This window comes from Nocardia macrotermitis (assembly GCF_009604405.1).
GTDB lineage: Bacteria > Actinomycetota > Actinomycetes > Mycobacteriales > Mycobacteriaceae > Nocardia > Nocardia macrotermitis.
Map to the genome: position 1 here is coordinate 165551 of NZ_WEGK01000015.1, position 21590 is coordinate 187140.

General features: G+C 69.5%; 17 protein-coding genes. 9 read left to right on the forward strand and 8 right to left on the reverse strand.

The window, feature by feature from the left end; all coding sequences use genetic code 11:
• Nucleotides 1-16: 16 nt before the first annotated feature.
• Both NRB20_RS29530 and NRB20_RS29535 read left to right on the forward strand, forming a co-directional pair.
• Nucleotides 17-223: a hypothetical protein gene (locus NRB20_RS29530; protein WP_153414675.1), complete on the forward strand. Its 207-nt coding sequence runs from the start codon at nt 17-19 to the stop codon at nt 221-223.
• Nucleotides 224-668: 445 nt separating this feature from the next.
• Nucleotides 669-1604, forward strand: coding sequence for a hypothetical protein (locus NRB20_RS29535; RefSeq protein WP_227833983.1), 936 nt, complete (start codon nt 669-671; stop codon nt 1602-1604).
• Nucleotides 1605-1612: 8 nt separating this feature from the next.
• Here NRB20_RS29535 and NRB20_RS29540 read toward each other — a convergent pair whose 3' ends face one another.
• Nucleotides 1613-2185 carry a TetR/AcrR family transcriptional regulator gene (locus NRB20_RS29540; protein ID WP_153414676.1) on the reverse strand — a complete coding sequence of 191 codons (573 nt, stop codon included), beginning with the start codon at nt 2183-2185 and terminating at the stop codon, nt 1613-1615.
• 73 nt (nt 2186-2258) lie between these two features.
• On the opposite strand from NRB20_RS29540, the gene NRB20_RS29545 reads away from it, so the two are divergent.
• Both NRB20_RS29545 and NRB20_RS29550 read left to right on the forward strand, forming a co-directional pair.
• On the forward strand, nt 2259-2945 hold the full coding sequence (locus tag NRB20_RS29545) for an SDR family oxidoreductase (protein ID WP_153414677.1): 687 nt from the start codon (nt 2259-2261) through the stop codon (nt 2943-2945).
• 121 nt (nt 2946-3066) lie between these two features.
• Nucleotides 3067-4410, forward strand: a complete 1344-nt coding sequence (locus NRB20_RS29550) for an ABC1 kinase family protein (protein WP_319945556.1) — start codon at nt 3067-3069, stop codon at nt 4408-4410.
• 139 nt (nt 4411-4549) lie between these two features.
• On the opposite strand, the gene NRB20_RS29555 is transcribed toward NRB20_RS29550, so the two are convergent.
• From NRB20_RS29555 to NRB20_RS29565, 3 genes are all read right to left on the reverse strand, one after another.
• Entirely contained in the window at nt 4550-4816 is a 267-nt protein-coding gene (locus NRB20_RS29555) for a WhiB family transcriptional regulator (protein WP_319945557.1), read from the reverse strand.
• A 196-nt stretch (nt 4817-5012) separates the two neighbouring features.
• Nucleotides 5013-5333, reverse strand: coding sequence for a hypothetical protein (locus tag NRB20_RS29560; protein WP_153414679.1), 321 nt, complete (start codon nt 5331-5333; stop codon nt 5013-5015).
• 172 nt (nt 5334-5505) lie between these two features.
• On the reverse strand, nt 5506-7650 hold the full coding sequence (locus NRB20_RS29565; RefSeq protein ID WP_153414711.1) for an ATP-dependent DNA helicase UvrD2: 2145 nt from the start codon (nt 7648-7650) through the stop codon (nt 5506-5508).
• A gap of 309 nt (nt 7651-7959) precedes the next feature.
• On the opposite strand from NRB20_RS29565, the gene NRB20_RS29570 reads away from it, so the two are divergent.
• Together NRB20_RS29570 and NRB20_RS29575 are read left to right on the forward strand one after the other, a co-directional pair.
• Complete coding sequence (locus NRB20_RS29570; protein ID WP_153414680.1) at nt 7960-8934, forward strand: DUF4189 domain-containing protein; 975 nt, start codon at nt 7960-7962, stop codon at nt 8932-8934.
• A gap of 80 nt (nt 8935-9014) precedes the next feature.
• On the forward strand, nt 9015-9266 hold the full coding sequence (locus tag NRB20_RS29575) for a mycoredoxin (RefSeq protein WP_319945558.1): 252 nt from the start codon (nt 9015-9017) through the stop codon (nt 9264-9266).
• A 175-nt stretch (nt 9267-9441) separates the two neighbouring features.
• On the opposite strand, the gene nudC is transcribed toward NRB20_RS29575, so the two are convergent.
• Nucleotides 9442-10371: an NAD(+) diphosphatase gene (gene nudC, locus NRB20_RS29580; protein WP_319945559.1), complete on the reverse strand. Its 930-nt coding sequence runs from the start codon at nt 10369-10371 to the stop codon at nt 9442-9444.
• A 59-nt stretch (nt 10372-10430) separates the two neighbouring features.
• Nucleotides 10431-11495, reverse strand: coding sequence for a potassium channel family protein (locus NRB20_RS29585; protein ID WP_153414681.1), 1065 nt, complete (start codon nt 11493-11495; stop codon nt 10431-10433).
• Nucleotides 11496-11592: 97 nt separating this feature from the next.
• Here NRB20_RS29585 and NRB20_RS29590 point away from each other — a divergent pair, with 97 nt between their 5' ends.
• Nucleotides 11593-11982, forward strand: coding sequence for a DoxX family protein (locus NRB20_RS29590; protein ID WP_153414682.1), 390 nt, complete (start codon nt 11593-11595; stop codon nt 11980-11982).
• Between the two features lie 98 nt (nt 11983-12080).
• Here the strand turns inward: NRB20_RS29590 and NRB20_RS29595 are convergent, their stop codons facing one another.
• Together NRB20_RS29595 and NRB20_RS29600 are read right to left on the reverse strand one after the other, a co-directional pair.
• Entirely contained in the window at nt 12081-15653 is a 3573-nt protein-coding gene (locus tag NRB20_RS29595) for an ATP-dependent helicase (protein WP_319945560.1), read from the reverse strand.
• Nucleotides 15650-19741: a PD-(D/E)XK nuclease family protein gene (locus NRB20_RS29600; RefSeq protein WP_153414714.1), complete on the reverse strand. Its 4092-nt coding sequence runs from the start codon at nt 19739-19741 to the stop codon at nt 15650-15652. The genes NRB20_RS29595 and NRB20_RS29600 overlap by 4 nt, the downstream gene beginning before the upstream one ends.
• A gap of 833 nt (nt 19742-20574) precedes the next feature.
• Here NRB20_RS29600 and NRB20_RS29605 point away from each other — a divergent pair.
• Nucleotides 20575-20874 carry an MGMT family protein gene (locus NRB20_RS29605; protein WP_319945561.1) on the forward strand — a complete coding sequence of 100 codons (300 nt, stop codon included), beginning with the start codon at nt 20575-20577 and terminating at the stop codon, nt 20872-20874.
• A gap of 85 nt (nt 20875-20959) precedes the next feature.
• The coding region (locus NRB20_RS39685; protein WP_153414683.1) for a VOC family protein at nt 20960-21590 on the forward strand (631 nt) is incomplete at its 3' end.

The following is a 21590-nucleotide window of genomic DNA, read 5'->3' on the forward strand; positions in this document are numbered from 1 at the left end:
AGATAGGTCCCCGATCATGAAGACGCTCGCCCTGATCACCCTGACCGCGCCCCTGGTCCTCCTGGCCCCCGCCTTCGCCCAGGCGCAGACCCCCGCCCACACCGACATCCCGAACAGCCCGCGCAACCGCTGCTGGGTCCAGAACGGCCACACGGTGTGCGCACCGGAGGCTCAGCACCGCGGCCGCCGCATCCCGGACCGCGGCGTCGCCCCGCACCGGTAGAAATCGCCGACCCCTGCGAGGCGGGCTGCAACCCCGCCTCGCAGGCCACCGCCCAACGACCGGGCCGCGCTCGAGCTGCGTAGGTGCAATTTCCGCGCACAGGGGTCGTCTGCGCGAGTGTGTCCGCTCCGGACAAGATGCGACCACCGGATACAGGGTGCGAATGCACCGGGGCGCGTGACGCTTTCGGCGATGGCGATCGAAGCGGTGTCGGGGTGAGGCGAAGCGGTCGAAGCCGTCATTTCGAAGGGGCGCAAGGGGGGTCGTGAAAAACTTTGGGCTCCTGGGGATATCGCGTGGGACCAAGGTGACGTAGGACAGGGGTGAGCGGGGCGGGGACACGGTGACGTCCTGGGTGAATGTCCTGTGGATCAGTTGCCGAAGCTGTGGATAACCAGGGGTTTTCGCGGTCGCGCGGTAGGTGGCCACCGCGACACTGGTGCGCATGAACGTCTTTCGCCCACGCGGGCCCATGTTGCATCCGCGGGTGACGGTGCTGCGGCGGCCGTCCGGAGCGGTGCAGTTGGGCTGGGATCCCGAACACGCCGTGGTACTCGAGCCGCCGAGCATCACCGCGGATACCGTCGCGGACTTCCTGCGGATGCTGGACGGGCTGCGCAGTCATCCGCACATCGTCTGGCAGGCCGACGGTTTGGGGATCGGCGCCGACGAGACGCTGCGGATGCTCGCCGAACTCGACGGCGCCGGACTGCTCGTCCATCCGCGATCCCGGCCCGCGCCCGTGCACCGGATCCACGTGCACGGGCGCGGTCCGCTCTCCGAGGCCGTCGCCACGGGTGTGCGCCGCCTGGGCCTGCGCCCGACCCGTTCCCGCGAATACCCCACGGCCACCGCGGCATCGCGCTGGTCCGCCGACGTGGTGGTGCTCGCCGACACCCTGGTCCCCGATCCGATCCTGGTGAACGACCTTGTGCTGTACCGCATTCCGCATCTACAGGTACGAATGCGCGACGGCCGCGGCATCGTCGGCCCACTGGTCCTGCCCGGCGGCACCAGCTGCCTGCGATGCGCGGATCTCACCAGGGGCGACATCGATCCGGAATGGCCGCATCTGGCCGCACAACTGCTGGGCCGGATCGGACACGGTTCGACCGCCGCCATCACCGCCACCACCGCCCTGGTCCTGCGCGACCTCGAAGCGGTGATCGAATGCGCCGCCGACCGCCCACCCCGCACCCTCGACACCACCCTGGAACTGGACCCCGACACCCACCACATCGCCCGCCGCCGCTGGCCCATCCACCCCGCCTGCGGCTGCCGCCTACTACGCGCCGACCCCAATCCGCCTCGTGCCCAGCAGGATTCGCCCCCGGCCGACAACGCAGCCGCAACCCTCGACAACCGAGTCGGCGCATCATGACCACGAATTCAACGCACGGCTCGCACCACCAACTCGGCCAGGCGCCGCCCCGCCTCATCGTCCAGCGGCGCATGGTCCAGCAGCAACCGGTACCACAGCACGCCGTATACGACATCGATCAACAACTCCGGATCGATCCCCTCGGCGATCTCCCCGCGCGCCACCGCACGGTCCAGGATCTGCCGCAGCACCGCCCGGCGACCGAACAGGAACCGGTCCCGGAACACCTGCGCGAACATCGGATCCAGAAGCGCCTGCGCCATCAGGCCGATCAGCACCGGACGCTGACCACGCTGCCGAAACGTCGCGGACAGAAAGGCCAGCAGGTCCCCGGGCAGCGACCCCTCGTCGGGCATGGCGATGGCATCGGACGCCTCCTCGAGCAGCGCGTCGAGCACCACATCGGCCTTCGACGGCCACCAGCGATAGATCGTCTGTTTCCCCGCTCCCGCGCGCGCGGCAATGCCCTCGATGGTCAGTGCCGCGTACCCCTTCTCCCGCAGTTCGGCAATGGCCGCCGACAGGATCGCACGCCGCCGGTCTTCGCTGCGGGGCCGCCCCAACGGCTTGTCACTCACCATGCCGCCACTTTACAAGACGCGACGGTTCGAAATACTATCGAGACGCAACGTCTTGAAAAGAAGGAGGCGCGCAATGCGCATCGTGATCATGGGCGGAACCTCAGGCATCGGCCTGGCCGCCGCGGACCGCCTGACCGAATCCGGGCACGAGGTGACCGTGACCGGGCGCGACCCGGAGAAACTGGCCGCGGTCAAGGACCGGGTGCACGCCGCGGAACAGGTGGACGGCACCGACACCGAGCAGGTCCGCACGTTCTTCGACCGGATCGGCGACTTCGACCACCTGGTCCTGGCCTTCAGCCCGGGCGCCCGAGGTATCGGCCCGATCCGCGAGATCGACCTCGCGGAGCTGCGCGCCGGATTCGACGGCAAACTGTTCGCCTACCTGTATGCGATCCAGCGCGCCCGGGTGCGCGGATCGATCACCATGGTCTCGGCCTCCTCGGCCCGCGCGGCCCTGCCGGGGACGGTCACCTTCGCCGCGGTCAACGGTGCGATCGAACGCATCGTGTCCCCGCTCGCGGCCGAACTCGCCCCGGTGCGGGTCAACGCGGTTTCGCCCGGCATCATCGACACCCCGTGGTGGTCGTTCCTGCCGGACGAGCAGCGCTCGGCCCAGTTCACCGCGGCCGGAGGACAGGTGCCCGCCGGACGCGTGGGCACCGGAGCCGAGGTGGCCGCCGCCATCGCCTACCTCGTCGACGCCGACTACGTCACCGGTTCGATCCTGCCCGTCGACGGCGGATTCACCGTCGCCTGAGCACACCGGTCTCCCCGCCGGTCCAAACACTCCACCCGAATCGACTGTGACACATGCCACGTGCAGGTCTTTTAGCCAATTCTCATGGCACGGCGCGCGGTGTGTCGGGAATGATGGGGTTGTGTCTGAGATTGTGAGCCGTCGCTCGTCCCGTAATGCCAAGTTGGCCAAGATCCCGTTGGGGATCGCGGGCCGGGCGGCCGTGGGGTTCGGTCGCAAGCTCGCCGGGGGCGACAAGCAGGAGATCAACGCGGAGCTGAATCAGAAGGCCGCCGCGCAGCTGTTCGCCGTCCTCGGCGAACTCAAGGGCGGGGCGATGAAGTTCGGGCAGGCGCTGTCGGTGATGGAGGCCGCGGTGCCCGAGGAGTTCGGCGAGCACTACCGCGAGGCGCTGACCAAATTGCAGTCGGCCGCGCCGCCGATGCCCGCCAACGCCGTACATCGCATGCTCGACCAGCAGCTCGGCACCGCGTGGCGACAGCGCTTCAGGGAGTTCGACGACACCCCGGCCGCCTCGGCGAGCATCGGCCAGGTGCATCGGGCGGTGTGGTCCGACGGCCGGACCGTCGCGGTGAAGGTGCAGTATCCGGGGGCGGACGAGGCACTGCGCGCGGATCTGAAAACCCTCAACCGGATGGCCGGGATGATGGGTTCGGTCATTCCGGGCGCGGATGTGAAGCCGATCCTGGCCGAGATCACCGAACGCACCGAGGAAGAGCTCGACTACCGGCACGAGGCGGCCAATCAACGGCAGTTCGCCAAGGCCTTCGAGGGGCATCCGCGGTTCGTGGTGCCCAAGGTGGTGGCCAGCGCCCCGAAGGTGATCGTCACCGAATGGCTCGACGCCACACCGGTTTCCGCGATCATCAAGCAGGGGGCCGAGGATCCCGCGGGCACCGTCGCGCTGCGCAACACCGTGGGCGCGCTGATGGCCGAGTTCCACATGTCCTCCCCCACCATCGTCGGTCTGCTGCACGCCGATCCGCATCCGGGCAATTTCATGATGCTGCCGGACGGCCGGTTGTCCGTGATCGATTACGGCGCCTGCGCACCGCTGCCCGACGGCTTCCCGTCGCTGCTGGGGCAGATGGTCGCGATGGCGGTGGACGAGCGATTCGACGAGCTCACCACGCTGATGTACGACAACGGCTGGGTCATCCCGGGCCGCACCGTGACCCACCAGGAGATCGCCGACTATCTGCGGCCGTTCACCGATCCGATCCGGACCGAGTCGTTCCATTTCACCCGCAAGTGGATGCAGCGGGTCGCGGGCAAGGCCACCGACATCAACCGGCCGGAGATGAAAACCGGTATGGCGCTGCAACTTCCGGCCGAACACATCATGGTGTTCCGGGTACTGGCCGGATCCATCGGGATCTGCGCGCAACTCGACGCCGAGGTCCCGTTCATGAAGCTGATGCAGGACTGGGTGCCCGGTTACGTCGAACACCGTTCCGCGAGTTGAGCATTCGCACATCCCCCGAATTCCCCACCGCCCCCGAACCTCTCAGTCCCGAACCCATCGGTCCCCCGGATAAGGCCGAGCCCCGCATCTCCGGAAAAGAGATGCGGGGCTCGGTGTCGTCCCCGGTTGGTCGTGCGGCTCACGCCACAGCGACCTTGCGCGGGCGGCCACGGGGCCGCTTACGGGCGATGACGACTCCCTGATCGAAGATCTCGCCACCCCAGACGCCCCAGGGCTCGGCGCGATCGAGGGCGGCACTCAGGCAGCCCTTGCGGATCGGGCAGGAAGCGCACAGCGCCTTCGCCTCTTCCAGTTGAGCCGGGCTCTCGGCGAACCAGAGGTCCGGGTTACCGGCCCGGCAGGGCAGGGTCAGCGAGACGCCGCGGGTCCGGGTAGCCGGGGCCACGGGTGTATGGCATGTCACGCGAAATGCGGTCGCGGTGGACACGTCTTGCTCCTTCAGCTCGTGCAGCGGTCATATGTGGTGGAAGGCGACTGCGTCGTCTTCCGCGAAACCGGGACCGGTGGCTGAGGGCCGATAAAACTATGGCCACGGTTTCGCTTGGTGCGATCCGTGGCCAGAGGCTGTGGGAAGTTGTTCCCTACCTGAGTCGACTTCGGTGTCGACTTCTGATCACGGTCGCTGGGTGGGCCTGGCGGAGGTGGAATGCCCGCAGTCGATAGGCCGCCATGGGTGCGGTATCGGCTGCGAAGGCACCGGCATTGCTGTGTTCCGGCTGCCAGCTCCGCTCGAGCTCGTCCGTTTTGATTTCACGCTTCGGTGCTTGCAATCCGGCACCGAAAACGCTTGCAACGGAATGCCCGGTCCCCTGCATGGCGAGGACCCCCCGGGAGACGGACGCACCCGGAATCACCGACACGGCAATGCCGTTCGGGGCGATGGTGTTCGCGATTTCGTTCATGTCGTCTGCCTCCCTCCATAACTCGTTGTCCGTCGATGTACTGTGCGCGCGGGGATTATCCTCCCGTTGCTTGCAATCCACCCTACGGGTGCCTTACAGAACCGCACAACCTATTTTTCACCTGCACTTTTGGGGGCATGCGAGCACGCGCGGAACGTGGTTTCGTTGGCGGTTACCGCGCTGCCATCCGGCTGCGCACGATCGCGAGGAGCTCCGGGCCGAACTGCTCGCGGCGTTGCTGTCCCATCCCGGGGACCGCGGCCAGCGCATCGTCGGTGGTCGGCCACTGTTCCGCGATCGCGGTCAGGATGTTGACGCTGAGCACCGCGAACGGTTTGATCTCCAACTCCTGCGCCTTGTCCCGTCGCCAGTCCTGCAGGGTCGCCAGCAGCACCGGATCCACCTCACCGGGGCAGTTCGCACAGCGCCCGAGCAGGGTGTCGCGGGAGGCGAGCAGCGAACGCCCGCACACCCGGCAGACCGGCAACCGCTTGTTCCGCTCGGCGCGGGGATCGGCGCGACGGGCCACCAGCGAGGCCGGGGAATCCTCGGGGACCAGGCCGTTGAGGAAGCGACTGCGGCGGCGGGTGCCGCGCGCGCCCTCGTTGCGCGCCAGGGCCCAGCTCAGCCGCAGATGTTCGCGGGCCCGGGTGACGCCGACGTAGAGCAGCCGGCGTTCCTCCTCGAGCCCCGCCTCGTCGGCGACCGCGCCGCCCTCGCCCAGCACGTGCGAGATCGGCAGGGTGCCGTCGGCGAGGCCGACCAGGAAGACCGCGTCCCACTCCAGACCCTTGGCCGCGTGCAGCGAGGCCAGGGTGACGCCCTGCACCGTCGGTGGATGACGGGCCTCGGCGCGGGCGGCGAGTTCGCGCAGCAGACCCGGCAGGCCCAGGTCCGGATCGGTTTCGGTGAGCTCCTCGGTGAGGCGGACCAGCGCGTTCAACGAGGCCCAGCGTTCACGGGCCTGCGCGCCGCTGGGTTCGACGGCGGTCAGGCCCAGCCGGGACAGCGCCGCACGCACCAGCGTGATCAGTTCCGGGCCGCGCGCGTCGGGCAGATCGTCGCGAGATGCGTTCTGGCGCAACGCCTGTACGGCCTGACGGACCTCGGCGCGCTGGAAGAAACCCTCACCCCCGCGCACCTGATACGGAATATCGGCCTCGGTCAGCGCCTGCTCGTATGCCTCGGACTGGGCGTTGATCCGGTAGAGCACGGCGATCTCCGCGGCCGGAACGCCCTTGCCGAGCAGCCGGGCGATGGCCTTGGCGACGCCGAGCGCCTCCGCGGGCTCGTGCTGATATTCGCCGAAGGTCGGTTCCGGGCCGTCGGGCCGCTGGCCGATCAGTTGCAGCCGGGTGCCCGCGATCCGGCCGCGGGCCGCGCCGATCACCCGGTTCGCCAGCGACACCACCTGCGGGGTCGAGCGGTAGTCGCGTTCGAGGCGCACGACGGTCGCGTCGGGGAAGCGGCGGGAGAAATCCAGCAGGTAGGCCGGGCTCGCACCGGTGAAGGAGTAGATGGTCTGGTTCGCGTCGCCGACGACGGTCAGATCGTCGCGACCGCCGAGCCAGGCATCCAGCACGCGCTGCTGCAACGGCGTGACGTCCTGATATTCGTCGACGACGAAACATCGGTAGCGCCCGCGGAACTCCTCGGCCACGGCCGCGTAGTCCTCCAGTGCGGCCGCCGTGTGCAGCAGCAGATCGTCGAAGTCCAGCAGCATGCCCTCGGGCGAGGTCTTGAGCGATTCGTAACCGGTGTACACCTCCGCGACGCGCTGCGGGTCGTACGGGGTCTCGCGGCGATGCCTGGCCGCGGCCGCCGCGTAATCCTCCGGCGCGATCAAAGACGCCTTGGCCCACTCGATTTCGCCGAGCAGATCGCGCACGCTCTCGGTCGCGGTGGACAGCCCCACCCGGTTCGCGGCCTGCGCGACGATCGGAAATTTGCTGTCCACCAGCCGCCACGGCACCTCGCCGACGACCTGCGGCCAGAAATATCGCAGCTGCCGCAGCGCCGCGGCGTGAAAGGTGCGGGCCTGCACCGTATTCGCCGCACTGCCCAGATCCAGCGTCCGCAACCGGGCGCGCAGTTCACCGGCCGCGCGCGCGGTGAACGTCACGGCCAGTACCTGATCGGCCCGCACATGCCCGGCCGCGACGAGATGCGCGATGCGATGGGTGATCGTGCGGGTCTTGCCCGTGCCCGCGCCCGCCAGCACACAGACCGGCCCGCGCGGCGCCCGGACGGCAGCCGACTGCTCGGGATCGAGTCCGTCGAGGGGGCGTGGGAGTGGGGCGGGCACGCGCTCCATCATGACAGCGGGGTCCGACACATTCTCCGGGCCGCCTCACGCCAGGCGCCCGCGCGCGACCGACCGGTTCGAATTCGGGCGAATACCCCACGACCGATGTTGCCCGATAGTCGTATCGGCGAGTCGAAAATGTGATGGCATGCCGATTTCGCTGGTGGCACACTACATTCATCGAGCATGCGACCGTCCGCCGGACGTGCGCTACAGTGACGAGCCGATGTGGGCTCGAGAGTACAGACGGGGGTGTCCGGCGGTGGTGACCACGGCAACACGACACCTTCCCCTCGTGAATGACACCAAGGCGGTCGACCGGTGAGTTACCCTCCGCAGCCACACCAGCCGGGCCAACCGGACGAAGAGGCGGCCAAGCCCACGATCCACTACTCCGGGCCACCGGACCAGGCACCGGGCACGGCGTATCCACCGCCGGGGCAGTCCTCGCCGGACAACCCGACCCAGCAACTCGGTCAGTCCTCGCCGGGCATTCCCTACCCGCCCGGTCAGGCCACCCAGATGTACTCGGGTCAGCAGCAGCAACAGCCGTACACCGCACCGCCGCAGCAGCAGTACCCGCCCCAGCAGCCGTATACCGGACCGGCCCAGCCCTACGCGGGTGATCCCGGATATCAGCAGGGTCAGCAGTATCCGACCGGCCAGGCGTATCCGCAGGGGCAGTACTCCGCCGAACAGCAGTACCCGCCGACCCAGGGCTTTCCGCCGGGTCAGGTGCCGCCCGGGCAGATTCCGCCCTACGGGACCGGTGGCGCGGCCGCGTCCGGCGGCGGTGGTGGGACCAATATTCCGCTGATCATCGTCGCGGTGGTGATCGCGCTGGTAGTGGTCGGCGTCGGCGGGTACTTCCTGCTGCGGCCGCATCACAGCGACAACAACGTCGCGACCGGAACCTCCACCACCACGACCGAGACCACGACGGAAACCACCACCACCACGACCGAGACGACCACCACCACGCCCCCGCCGCCGGACGACGAGTGGATCGCCGCGACCTACAACGCGGACACCCATCAGGTCTCGTGGGCGAAGAGTTCGGTCGGTTCCGACGACGCCAGCACGCGCGCGGAGAACCAGTGCGGCACCAACTGCCAGCCCGCCACCTGGGCGAAGAACGGTTGCGTCGCGATCGCGGTCGGCGCGCGCGACGGCTGGGCGGGTTCCTGGGGCGCCACCGCCTCGGAGGCCGAATCCAAGGCCATCTCCTCGGCGCAGACGAACTTCAAGGTCACCGGACCGTTCCACACCTGGTCCAAGTGCGCGTCCGACAGCTGACGCGGCGGTCACCGGGCGGGGCCGTCATCGATCACAGCCCCGCCGGGAACACCGCCGCACCGCACGATGTTGAATGAGCCGTGACCGGAACTGATCTGACCATGTACTCCACGACCTGGTGCGGCTACTGCCGTCGGCTGGAGAAGCAGCTCGAAGAGGCGGGTATCACCTACACCAAGGTCGATATCGAACAGGACCCCGCCGCCGCCGAATTCGTCGGCAGCGTCAACAACGGCAACCACGTGGTGCCCACCATCAAGTACAGCGACGGATCCACCGCGACCAACCCCAGCCTGGTCCAGGTCAAGCAGGCTCTCGCGGCCATCGCCTGATTTCATCCACAGCCCGTTTGCGACCGGCCGACATCGTTCGGCCGGATGCAGACCGAATCAGCCCGGCGGGGGCAATCGCCGCTCCGACAGCGAACGGTTCGCCTATGAGCATTCAGGTCCGGGCCGAACGCGCACCGGAGTGCGCCTCCGGACCGGACGCGGCGCGAACTCCGAATCAGCTTGCGGCAGCCCAGGATTCGACGATGGTGCGGGCGATGGAGATCGAACCGGGAAGTAGCAGGCGGTGTGCCGCGGCGTCGGGGGTCGCGGTCCCGGTGACCGAACCCCACGCGCCCGCCGCCAGCGCGGTGCGCACCTCGTCGCGGGTGAACCAGTGCGCCTCGGTGATCTCGCCGTCGGAGAAGACCAGCGGCTGATCCGGGTCGCCCAGCGCGGTGAAACCCAGCATCAGCGAACGCGGCAGCGGCCACGGCTGGCTGCCCAGATAACGGATGTCGCGCACATCGACGCCGACCTCCTCCTTGAGTTCCCGCTGTACACAGCGTTCCAGCGATTCGCCCACCTCCACGAAACCGGCCAGGATCGAGAACATCCGCTCCGGCCAGGTGTGCTGCCGGGCCAGCAGCACCCGATCGCCGCCGTCGTGCACGAGACAGATGACGGCCGGATCGATGCGCGGGAACTCCTCGTGCCCGGCCTCGTTGAAACGCGACCAGCCGCCCTTCGCGGCGGTGGTCACGGTGCCGTCGACGGCGCTGAACCGGGCCCGATCATGCCAATTCAGCAGTGCCAGTGCACTTGTCAGCACACCGAGGACGGCGTCGTCGAGTTCCACCGGGCCCATGCCGACCGCGCGCAGATCCATCAGCTGACCGTCGATGTCGTTGTCGCGCACCGCCCAGATGTGGTCGCCGTCGACGCCGAGGAACACCGCGTCGGGGGACGGTTCGGCGGACAGCGAGGTCGCCGCCTCGAACAGCACGCTCGCCCCGTCGACGCGCACCTGACCGCGCCGGTTCATCCGTAGCAGCCGCGCGGTGGCCCACCCCTGCTTCAACGCCTGCTCGTCCGCGCGCAACTCCTCGGCGCGGTCGAGTCCCGAACGGGACAGCAGCGGAACTTCATGCAATTCGAAACCAGCCACCCGTCGAGCCTATCCGCCGGAAGCGACGAGCCCGGAGGCGGCAGCGAACGACCGGATGGCTACTGCTTGTGCGCGCGGTGAATGTAGAGCAGTTTGTCGCCCGCTTCGAGCGCGTCCACCTCGGGCTCGTCGGCGCGGATGAGACGCTCCTCGCGCACCACGCCGAGCACGGTGTCGCGCAGATGCCGTGGGGAACCGCCGATCTCGTCGTTCTCGACCTCGCGTTCGGCGACCGTGAAACCCACCTCCGGGGTGAGCAGATCCTCGATCATGTCGACCACGCTGGGCGTGATGGTGGCGACGCCGAGCAGGCGGCCCGCGGTCTCGGAGGAGACCACGACCGAATCCGCGCCGGACTGCCGCAGCAGATGCGCGTTCTCCGACTCGCGGATAGAGGCGATGATCTTGGCGGACTTGTTGAGTTCCCGCGCGGTGAGCGTGACCAGCACCGAGGTGTCGTCCCGATTGGCCGCGACCACCACCGCGGACGCGTGCTGAACTCCGGCCAGCCGCAACACATCCGAGCGGGTGGCCGATCCGGCGACGGTCACCAGGCCCGCGTTCGTGGCGGCCTCGAGGGCGGCCGGATCGACGTCGACGACCACGATCTGCCCGGCGGGTACGCCGTCGCCGAGAATCGCGTCCACCGCGGTGCGGCCCTTGGTCCCGTATCCGACGACCACGGTGTGATTACGCACCCTGTGCCTCCATCGCTGAATCTTGAACGCCTGCCGGGATCTATCGGTCAGCACCTGCAGGGTGGTACCGACCAGCACGATCAGGAAGAGGATGCGCAGCGGCGTGATGACGATCGTGTTGATCAGCCGCGCCTGCGAGGTATAGGGCGTGATATCGCCGTAGCCGGTGGTCGAGAGCGAGACCGTCGAGTAGTAGGCCGCGTCCAGCAGGCCGAGCCGGGTGCCGCGACTGTCGTGATAACCGTCCCGGCCGAAGTACACCACCGCGGTCGCCAGGGCCAGCAGCCCGAGTGCCAGCAGCACCCGGCGCACCAGCGCGGACCAGGGGCTGGACTGCAATTCCGGGATGCGCAGGATGCCGACGAGTTTGTAATCGGGCCGGTCGTTGAGTCGCGGTAACCCAGGCGTGGATTGCTCACCGAACATCCGATCCACCGTCCCCTCGCGTGCGCCACACGCCCCGCAGCGTACCGCCCGGGGTCCCGCTCGACGGGACCGGCGCACGGATGGAACAGTGGTTCACATGAGCGAGCAATCCCCGCCGCGGCCCGGCCGCGTCTACCTGATGACCGCACTGCTGTTCGGTATCGGCACACTGCATTTCGTGGCGCCGAAGCCGTTCGATTCGATCGTGCCCGAATCCCTGCCCGGTAAGGCCCGCACCTACACCTACCTGTCCGGTGTCGCGGAGATCCTGGTCGGCCTGGCCTTGGCCCTGCCGCGCACCCGCCGCCTGGGCGGGCTGCTGGCCGCCGCCCTGTTCATCGCCGTCTTCCCAGCCAACGTCAAGTTCACCGCGGACTCCCTGAGCAACCCCAAGACCCCGCTGCCGGTCAAGATCGTCTCGGTACTCCGGCTGCCCTTGCAGATCCCGATGATCACCGCGGCCCTGAAGATCCGTCGCGCGGCCTGAGACCACTGATCGAATATCCGGCGGGTCCCTGCACCGGACCGCCCGGGCCCGTGGCGATTTCGGTGGCGAACAACCGGTTCGATGCGATCACACTCGGCTCATTCGTTGAGTTCGGGGTCGTCCGAGGTTCCGGCCAACGGAGTTTCGGTGATGAGGGTGGCGAGTTCGGTGGGGCCGGGGAGGTCGGGTGGGGCGATGGTGCGGCCGGTGCGGACGTAATGGAATGCGGCGCTGATTCTTTCGAGCATTGCCGATTCCGGTTCGCCGGTGCGGGTGGCCATCAGGCGGGCCCAGGCCAGGCGGTAGACCGCCAGCTGCATCGCGACCGACTTCTCCTGTGCGCGAGTGGGTTCCGCACCGGTCTTCCAGTCCACCACCAGCCAGCGGCCGCCCGGTTCGGCGAAGACCGCGTCCATGCGGCCCCGAATGAGCGTTCCCGCAACGGAAGTCTCGAAGGCGACCTCCACCTCGACCGGGTTGCGGTTGGCCCAGGAGGAGGACAGGAACGCCTCCTGTAGCCGGGTCAGTTCGGCGTCGGCCTCGTCCGGATCCTCCGCGCCGGACAACATGTCCAGATCCAGCGTCTGACCGGCCCCGAACCAGCGCTGCAACCAGGCGTGGAAGGCCGTGCCGCGGCGCGCGAACGGGCTCGGTGGATAGGGCAGCGGACGTCGCAGTCGCGCCGCGAGTTTCGCGGGGTCGGCGCGCAACTCCACCAGTGCGGTGGCGGGAAGCTGTTCGGGCAGTTCGACCTCGGTGATCGGGTCGGCGGCGGCGAAATGTTCGGCGAGCAGGGCGTCCACGTCGGCGGACCAGCCTTCGGGGTCGTCGTCCTCGGGGTCGTCGTAATCCAGGTCACCGGCGAGGAATTCGGGCGAATCCGCGTCGTCCGGATCGGCGAACAGCACGAGTTGCCCAGTCGGACCGCCGGATTCGGCACGGTCGCCATTGCCGACGAAAGTCTTTGTGGTCAAGTCACTTTCGGGGGGCAGGTCGGTGAGGGCGTCGCGGACCAGGGTCGCACCGGATTCCAGGGCCGCGCGGCGTTTGCCGAGGGGGTCGCGGGGCCAGGTGGCGTTGGCCGGGTCGTCGGTGAAGGGGTTGGCGGTGCCGGGAGGCGGGGCCGGGTCCCAGCGGTCGATGCGGACGGCGATGGCCAGATCGGTTCCGGGACGCTCGGTTTCGTGTTTCAGCTCGAGCAGGAAGTCCGAGGGGCCCTTGGGTTCGGAACCCGTCTCGGCCCAGTGGTGCGCCGAAACGAACAGGGCGCGTTCGGTTCTGGTGAGCGCCACGTAGAACAACCGGCGTTCCTCGTCGACCCGGCGGCGGGTGAGCGCGGCCTTGTGTTCCTTGATGGCGTGTTCCAGATCGGCGCGGTCGTACAGGCCGGACAGGTCCAGGACCGGGACGCCGTCACGGGCGTCCTCGCGCTGCCGGTCACCGCGCAGCGAGGTGGGGAGTTCGGCGAGCGCGCCGAGCCAGGTTCCGGCCGCCGCACCCGAGGGGAACACGCCCCTGCTGACGTGCGGGACGGCCACCACCTCCCATTCCAGTCCCTTGGCGGCGTGCACGGTCAGCACCTGCACCCGATCGCGGGCGACCTCGACTTCGCCTGGCTCCAAACCGTTCTCGACCTCCTCGGCCGCGGCGAGGAAGGTCAGCAGGCCGGTCAGATTCGCCCGGTGATCGGCGGCATATCCGGCGACGACCTCGGCGAAGGCATCCAGATGCTCACGCCCGGCACCGCCACCGGCCGCGGCGCGACGGGTCTGGGTCTCCACCCCGACGCCGATGGTGCGCTCCACGTCGGCGACCAGTTCGGGCAGCGACTGGCCACCGCGTTCGCGCAGGGCGGCCATCTCCTGTCCCAGCGCCTCGATACGCTGATAACCCGACTCCGAATACTGTTCCGGCGCACCGGGATCGGCGATCGCATCGGCCAGACCGGCGCGTTCGGCGGGTTCGGGGGCCACGGTGTGCAGTGCCTCGGCCAGGGCGGCGGGATCGGTGATCGCGGGGGCTTGCTCGGGCGGACGCGTGATGGACAGATCTCGGGCGCGACGGGCCAGCGCGGCCAGATCGGCGACCCCGATGCGCCAGCGCGCGCCGGTCAGGATGCGCATGGCCGCACTCCCGGCCGCGGGATCGGCGATCAGGCGCAGGGTCGCGACCACATCGGCGACCTCGGGGGTGGCCAGCAGCCCGCCCAGGCCGACGATCTCCACCGGTAATCCGCGCTCGCGCAACGCTTCCGCCAGTCCGGGGGCGTCGGCGTTGCGGCGGATCAGCACCGCCGAGGTCGGTGGCGCGGCACCGGCGTCGGCGTGCGCCTCCCATTCCGCGGCGATCCGTTCGGCGATCCACTCCCGTTCGTCCGCAACGGTTTCGACGAGCGCGAGGGCCACCGCACCCGGCACCGCGCCCGGCCTGGGACGCAGTGCGTCGACACTCACCCCGCCCTCGGTGTGCCGCAGCGGCTCGGCGACCAGATTCGCCAGGTCCAGCGCCTCGGGCGGATTGCGCCAACTGGTCAGCAGCGGCAGGATCGGCGCGGGAACCCCTGGCGCACTGGGGAAGTCGGTCGTGAACCGGGGCAGGTTCGCCGCCGACGCACCGCGCCAGCCGTAGATCGACTGCATCGGATCGCCCACGGCGGTCACCGCCAGTCGCCGCGATCCCGTCGAATCATGCTCTCCCCCAGTGCTGTTCGACGCACTCGGCGCACCGGCCGCATCCGGACCACCGAACAGCGCCGCGAGCAGGATGCGCTGCGCGTGGCCGGTGTCCTGATACTCGTCGAGCAGCACGACGCCCAGCCGCCCGCGTTCGGCCGCACCGACCTCCGGATGTTCCGCGGCCAGGCGCGCGGCCAGCGACATCTGCGAACCGAAATCCAGTGCGCCCCTTCGCCGTAACTCTTCGGCGAGACGTCGCACCAGCGGCAGCAGTGCAACCCGTTCGGTCTGCACGTCGACGATGTCCTTGAGGGCCTGACTCGGCCCGCCACGTTGACGCGGCCCCTTCGGCAGGGTGTAGACCAGCTTCTCGAGTTCGGTGTGCGCCTGCACCAGTTGTTCGGGCTCCACCAGATGTTCGGCGAGTTGTCCGGCGAGGGCGAGAACGGCCTCGGTGACCGACACCGGGGTGCGCTGCGTCTCCAGGTCACCGTCCCAGGTGGTGACCACCCGGTGCGCCAACTGCCACAGCTGCGTCTCGGTCAGCAACGTCGCGGACGGTTCGACCGGCAGCAGCAGCCCGTATTCGCCGAGCAGCCGGCCCGCGTACGAATGATACGTGCTGATCTCCGGTTCCGACCCGGTCAGCAGGCCGCGCAAGCGCCCGGTCGGGTCGATCTCGCGCACCAGCGGCGCACCGGCCAGGCGCGCGAGCCGGGTGCGGATGCGCGTGGTCAACTGCTGCGCGGCCTTGCGGGTGAAGGTCAGGCCGAGCACGGCGTCGGGGACCACCAGACCGTTGGCGACCATCCAGACCACGCGGGCGGCCATCGTCTCGGTCTTCCCCGCGCCCGCACCCGCCACCACCAGCGTCGGACCGGGTGGCGCGGCGATCACCGCGCCCTGCTCGTCGGTCGGCGGCGGCAGCCCGAGCGCGTCGGCCAGCTGCCACGGCGTGATGCCGCGACGACCGGTCCGCTCGCCGGGCCCGGTCACTCCTCGGTCACCTGGCGCCCCGCATCCTGGACCGGGCAGCTGCCCGCGACCGTGCAGTGCCGGCAGCCGTCGTTGCGGACGGCCAGATAACTCGGGCCCCGGGTGGCCGCGGCGGCATCGTGAATGGTGTCGCGCCACTGCTGGATCGACTCGTCGTCCAGGGCGGCTTGCAGTCGCTGGGCGGCCCCCTCCTTGGCACTGGGTTTGGCGACGTAGACCAGGCGCGCGCCGCCGGGCTGCGGATCGGCGCCGGTGTCGTCCAGCGCGCCCGCGGCGGCGGCCACCTGATACGTGGCCAGCTGCGCGTGGTCCTGGGCGGCCTGTTTGGAGATCGGCGTCTTACCGGTCTTGACGTCGACGATCACGAAGCGCCCCAACGCATCCCGCTCCACCCGGTCCACCCGGCCGCGAATCCGGACCGGGTACTCGTCGGCGGTTCGGGCGGGCAGCACACAGTCGACGGGCACCTCAACGCCCAGCTGGGTGAGTTCGGCGCGGGTGTTGCGCAACCACGCCAGGAAGGTGTCCAGCATCTCCTCGGTGCGATGCAGATCCAGGCGGGAGTGCCAGCTGTGCGGGCCGTCGTCGTCCGAGGTCGGATCCACCGCCTTCCAGGCGCGCACCAGCGCCGCCTTGACCTCCGCCTCGGCGACGTGCCCGGCCAGCGCCTGGACCAGGGTGTGCACCAGATTTCCCTTCACCGCATAGGGATTCTCCCCGTCGTTGCCGCCGTGCCGTTCCAGGGCCCAGCGCAGCGGACAGGTGCTCAGCAGTTCGACCGTGGACGGGGACAGCGCGACCGGGCCCTCGTCCTGACCCCACAGCGGCAGCTGCGAGCTGAGGTCGGCAGTGCCGTACCATTCGTCCGGATGTGCGCCGCGCACCCGGGCCCGGGCCAGCCGGGCGAGTTGGCGGGCCGCGCGGTGACGACGCTGTGGGGTGTCCTCGGGATCGCATGCCACCGTGCGCAATTCGGCGATGAGCGCCTGCATGACCAGGGCGCGGCCGGGATCCACCGGCGGCGGGATGCGGCCGGGCTCACCGGATCCGGCGGTGGCGTCGAGTTCGGCCAGGAAGCGTGAGGGCACCAGATCCCGGTCGCCCGAGACGGATTCGACCGCGGTCACCAGCAGCGAGCGGCGCGCCCGGCTGCACGCCAGCAGCAACAGCCGCCGCTCCTCGGCCAGAATCGGCGCGGATCGGCTCAGCTGTTCACCCGGAAAGCCCACTCCGGCAAGCAGATCCACCAGATCCTCGACACCGAGCAGGGTGCCGCGCGGCCGCAGATTCGGCCAGATCCCCTCCTGCACACCGGCGACGGCGACCACATCCCATTCCCGGCCCGCCGCGGTGTGCGCGCTGACGATCGCGACCGCGCCACCGGATTCGGTCGGCGGCGCCGAATCCTGCGGAATCTCCTGCTGCTCCAGGTATTCCACGAAACCCTCGAGGGTCGCGCGAGGCAGTCGATCCACATAGGCCGCGGCCGCGTCGAACAGTCCCACCGCGGCATCCAGATCGCGATCGGCCTGCATCGCACCCGCGCCGCCGCGCTCGGACTGACCGACCCAGCGGCGTTCCAGTCGTGAGGCCGTCCACAGCGCCCACAGCACATCCTCGAGCCCGGCCCCGCGTCGCATCGCCTTGTCCGCCCGCCGCACCGCGGTCAGCACTCGGCGCAGGGGCGCGGATTCCACGTCGGTCAGGCGCTCGAGGATCGCGGTGTCGCCGGTGCCGGTGATCAGCTCTCGTAGCACCTGTGCCGAGGAGCGGTCCAGGTCCGCGAAACGTTCGGAATCCAGTGTGTCGTCATCGAATTCGAGGTCGCCCGAGTCGCCGAGGGGCTTTCCGCGCCGACTCGGCCGATCTCGGTCCGGTGCCTCCCGATCCTGGGCCTCCCGATCTAGGGCTTCCCGGTCTGGGGCCTCCCGGTCCAGGGCTTCCCGGTCCAGGGCTTCCCGATCTGGGGCTTCCCGATCTGGGGCTTCCCGATCTGGGGCTTCCCGATCTGGGGCCTCCCGATCTGGGGCCTCCCGATCCGGGGCCTCCCGATCCGGGGCCTCCCGATCCGGGGCCTCCCGATCCGGGGCCTCCCGATCCGGGGCCTCCCGATCCGGGGCCTCCCGATCCGGGGCCTCCCGATCCGGGGCCTCCCGATCCGGGGCCTCCCGATCCGGGGCCTCCCGATCCGGGGCCTCCCGATCCGGGGCCTCACGGTCCAGAACCTCTCGATGCGGGGCCTCTCGATGCGGGGCCTCTCGATGCGGGGCCTCTCGATGCGGGGCCGGGGAATCGCCCGCACTTCGCGATGTGTCCGGGTAGGTCTCGGGGGCCGCCGGTGAGTCCCCGCGGTCGGGACCTTCCCGCATCTCCATCGACTGATCCCGTGGCTCACCGGCCGCGGCCCACGGATCGGTCGGGTCCTGGCGGCGGGTGCGTTCCAGGATGGTGCGGCGGATACCGCGACGTAGGCGGCGCAGGCTGATCTGGTCCGCGCCGCCGAGGGGGCCGGTGAGCAGGTCGAGGGCGTCGTCCTCGGTGAACAGATCGGGGCGTTCGCGGGCTGCGGCGAGCAGGGCGCGCAGCGACAGCAGCATCCATCCGGCACCGCGCCGGCGGGCCAGCGGGACATCCGGTTTCGGTTGCAGCACAGGGACTCCCGCCGCCAGTAACGCGCGGCGCAGCGGGGCCAGCGACAGCGGGACAGACCGCACCACGACTGCCATCCGCGACCAGGGCACCCCATCGGTGAGATGGGCGCGGCGCAGGTGATCGGCGATCAGGGCGGCTTCCTTCGCCGGTGTCGTCAGGACCTGCACGGCGAAATTCGGCTCTGTGAGTTCGACGGTCGACGGATCGATGCCGGACTCCAAGTACCCGAGACCGGCTACATCCTCGTACTCGAAATCCGCGACATCGAATCGGTCCGACGAATTCTCCTCGGGGAGAGACGGTTCCGTGGACGAATCAACTCTATGGGCCGACCTGCCAGGCATCCGACCACGAATCCGCGTGACCACATCATCGATGATCGACGCGGCTCTGTGATTGTCCCGCAACAGGATCCGCCGCTCGGGCCGGGTCTCGAGATCGGTGAGGAACTGCGGGTCCGCGCCACGGAAGGTATAGACAGCCTGATCGGGATCCCCGGCGATCACGGCGGTCGCACCTCCGCCCCCGATGACGCGAACCAATTGCGCCGCAAGCGGATCCAGATGCTGGGCATCATCGACGAGCAAGCAGTGGATGCGGCTGCGTTCGGCGTCGAGCAGACCGGGTTCCAGCACGAACGCGTCCAGGGCCGCGCCGACCAGTTCCGCGGCATCCAACGCGGGCGCACTCGCCTCCGGGGCCTCGATGCCGACCGACCAGCGCAGCAGCATGGCCTGCTCGTATCGTTCGGCGAAACGTCCGGCGGCGACCCATTCGGGACGGTCGTGTAGGCGGCCCAGGTCGATCAGATCCTCGGGGCCCAGGCCGCGTTCGGTGGCGCGCAGCATCAGATCGCGCAGTTGCTCGGCGAAGCCGAGGGTGCCCAGCGCGGGATGCAGGCGCTGCGGCCACAGCTCCATCGCGCCGCCGTACGGACCGCCGGGCCCGGCCTGGATGTCCTCGAGTTCACCGCGCAGCATCTCGCGCAGTACGACGTCCTGTTCCGCGCCGGTCAGCAGCCGGGGCGGCGGATTGCCGTTCGCCTCGGCCTGCATTCGCACGATCGCGAAGGCGTACGAGTGCACGGTGCGCACCAGCGGCTCGCGCATCGCCCCCGGCACCCCGCCGACGTCCGCCACGACGGCGGCGGCGACCTGCCGGGTGATGGCATTGCGCGCCCGCAGCGCGGCCTGTTTCGAATGGGTCAGCAGCAGGATCGACTCCGGATCCGCACCCGAGACGATCCGATCCACCGCGATGTCGACCAGCAGCGAGGTCTTGCCCGTGCCCGGCCCGCCCAGCACCTGCCAGGGCCGCCACCCCGGATCCGCACCCGCACCCCCCGCGAACAGCATCCGGACATCGGCGCCCCATTCCCGCGGGCGGGGAGCCGTCTCGCCGCGGCGCACCAATCGCACCGCGCCATCCGATCGCATCACGTTCGCTATTTCAACAGACGGGGCCGACAGAAATAATTCCGATACAGCAAATCCCCAGGTCCACCGAGGGTTATTCGTCCCGTGATCGGCCTCGGCAGCCGACCGCCGGTATCGACGGCACGAATTCGCCGGGCCGTCGTCGACCCTGCTCGCAGCACGCGGCAACAGCGGGAATCCCGTCCCGCAACCCCCGGATCCGCAACTGCCCGACAGTGCGCATCCGGCGACCGCCCGGGTTCCCCGCCGCCGCCGAACTGTGATTCGCACCCGCTCCCCGAGCAACCCTCCGGCGCGCGGCCACCCGAAACCGCGGCACAACTCGCGACGCACTCCGCACCATCGTTCGACGGGCTCTGTCACGAACTCCGGGTATCAAGTCTGAATCGACGTCCCGGACGGACGCGCGCCCATTTTCCCCGCACCAACGGCGTCCGCGCAGCGGACCCGGTTCCTCTGTCGCACATTCGGTGGTTGCGCCTATTCCCGGCAGTCCACTCGGACGGGCATCACACCGGTGGTGCTCGAAACGACAGGGTGAGGACCCGGGGGGCCGTACTGTGACCACCGAATATGTACAAGAGCCGTTCGATGATCCGAGCCGCCCCAACGGTCGAACGCGCGAAATACTCGGTGCAACAAGCACAGTGGCCGGGCACCGGACAACGCAGCCGATACGAGACTCCCCGGTCACGTGATGTGCCCCGCGGAATCTGTCGGTGGGAGTGGGCACAATGGGGCGGTGTTCACGTCGCGGGTTGATCGCATCGGTATCGGTTGGCGGGGTTCGGTCGGGTCGGCGGCCGCCGGGGCTCCGGAGCCGGGGTGCTGACGTGGCGACCACCGATGCGCAGATCGAGCGGGTGCGTGAGCTGGTCGCGGCGATTCCGGCGGGGCGGGTGAGTACCTACGGTGATATCGCGGCCGCGGCCGGGTTGTCCACGCCGCGCACGGTCGGGTGGATCATGCGCACCGACGCCGCCGACCTGCCCTGGCATCGGGTGCTGCGGGCCGACGGGTCGCCCGCGCCGCATCTGGCGCACAAGCAGTTGGCGAAGCTCGCGCTGGAGGGCTGCCCGATCCGCGGCGACCGGGTCGATCTGTCCGCCGCACGACACCGATTCCCGGACTGAGACCCGCACGACGAGACGCGCCCGGAGACCTCGCGAACCGGGCGAATCCGTGCGCCCACCGGGGTGCGGCGGCTACCGTGGACGCATGTCCACCCGTCTGGCGTGCGTGGTTTTCGATGCGACTCGGCCGCGTCGGATGGCCCGGTTCTGGGCCGAATTGCTCGATTGGGAGGTCGCCGTCGATCGGCCCGGCGCGGTCGAGGTGGCCGCACCCGATCCGGACGCGCTCGATGTCGCGCTGAGCTTCCGGCCCGCGCGCACGCCCAAGTCCGGGAAGAACCGCATCCACCTCGATCTGTCCAGCCGTTCGCTGGATCATCAAGGGGTGCAGGTGGATCGGGCGTTGTCGCTGGGCGCTCGCCGGGTCGACATCGGACAGGGCGCGGTGCCCTGGGTGGTCCTGGCCGATCCGGAGGACAACGAATTCTGCGTGCTGGAACCGCGCGAGCAGTACACCGACACCGGTTCGGTCGCCGCCATCGTCGTGGACGCCACGGACCCGTCCCGCCTGGCCGCGTTCTGGTCGACCGCCTCGGGCTGGCCCATCACCCACGAACAAACCCGCTACGCCGGCATCCGCTCGGCCACCGGCCAGGGCCCCTGGCTGGAATTCCTACGGGCACAACACAACCCGCAAAACCCCGGCCACCTACACCTGGACCTGATCCCCTACCCCACCGACGACCCGACCCACGAAATAGCACGCCTGTGCGCCG

What these genes read in the sequence shown, in the direction of transcription:
- NRB20_RS29585 (WP_153414681.1), bottom strand. Translation starts at nt 11,495, where the DNA reads ATGTTCGGTGAGCAATCCACGCCTGGGTTACCGCGACTCAACGACCGG.
- NRB20_RS29540 (WP_153414676.1), bottom strand. Translation starts at nt 2,185, where the DNA reads ATGGTGAGTGACAAGCCGTTGGGGCGGCCCCGCAGCGAAGACCGGCGG.
- NRB20_RS29565 (WP_153414711.1), bottom strand. Translation starts at nt 7,650, where the DNA reads ATGATGGAGCGCGTGCCCGCCCCACTCCCACGCCCCCTCGACGGACTC.
- NRB20_RS29530 (WP_153414675.1), top strand. Translation starts at nt 17, where the DNA reads ATGAAGACGCTCGCCCTGATCACCCTGACCGCGCCCCTGGTCCTCCTG.
- NRB20_RS29535 (WP_227833983.1), top strand. Translation starts at nt 669, where the DNA reads ATGAACGTCTTTCGCCCACGCGGGCCCATGTTGCATCCGCGGGTGACG.
- NRB20_RS29590 (WP_153414682.1), top strand. Translation starts at nt 11,593, where the DNA reads ATGAGCGAGCAATCCCCGCCGCGGCCCGGCCGCGTCTACCTGATGACC.
- NRB20_RS29545 (WP_153414677.1), top strand. Translation starts at nt 2,259, where the DNA reads ATGCGCATCGTGATCATGGGCGGAACCTCAGGCATCGGCCTGGCCGCC.
- NRB20_RS29600 (WP_153414714.1), bottom strand. Translation starts at nt 19,741, where the DNA reads ATGCGATCGGATGGCGCGGTGCGATTGGTGCGCCGCGGCGAGACGGCT.
- NRB20_RS29560 (WP_153414679.1), bottom strand. Translation starts at nt 5,333, where the DNA reads ATGAACGAAATCGCGAACACCATCGCCCCGAACGGCATTGCCGTGTCG.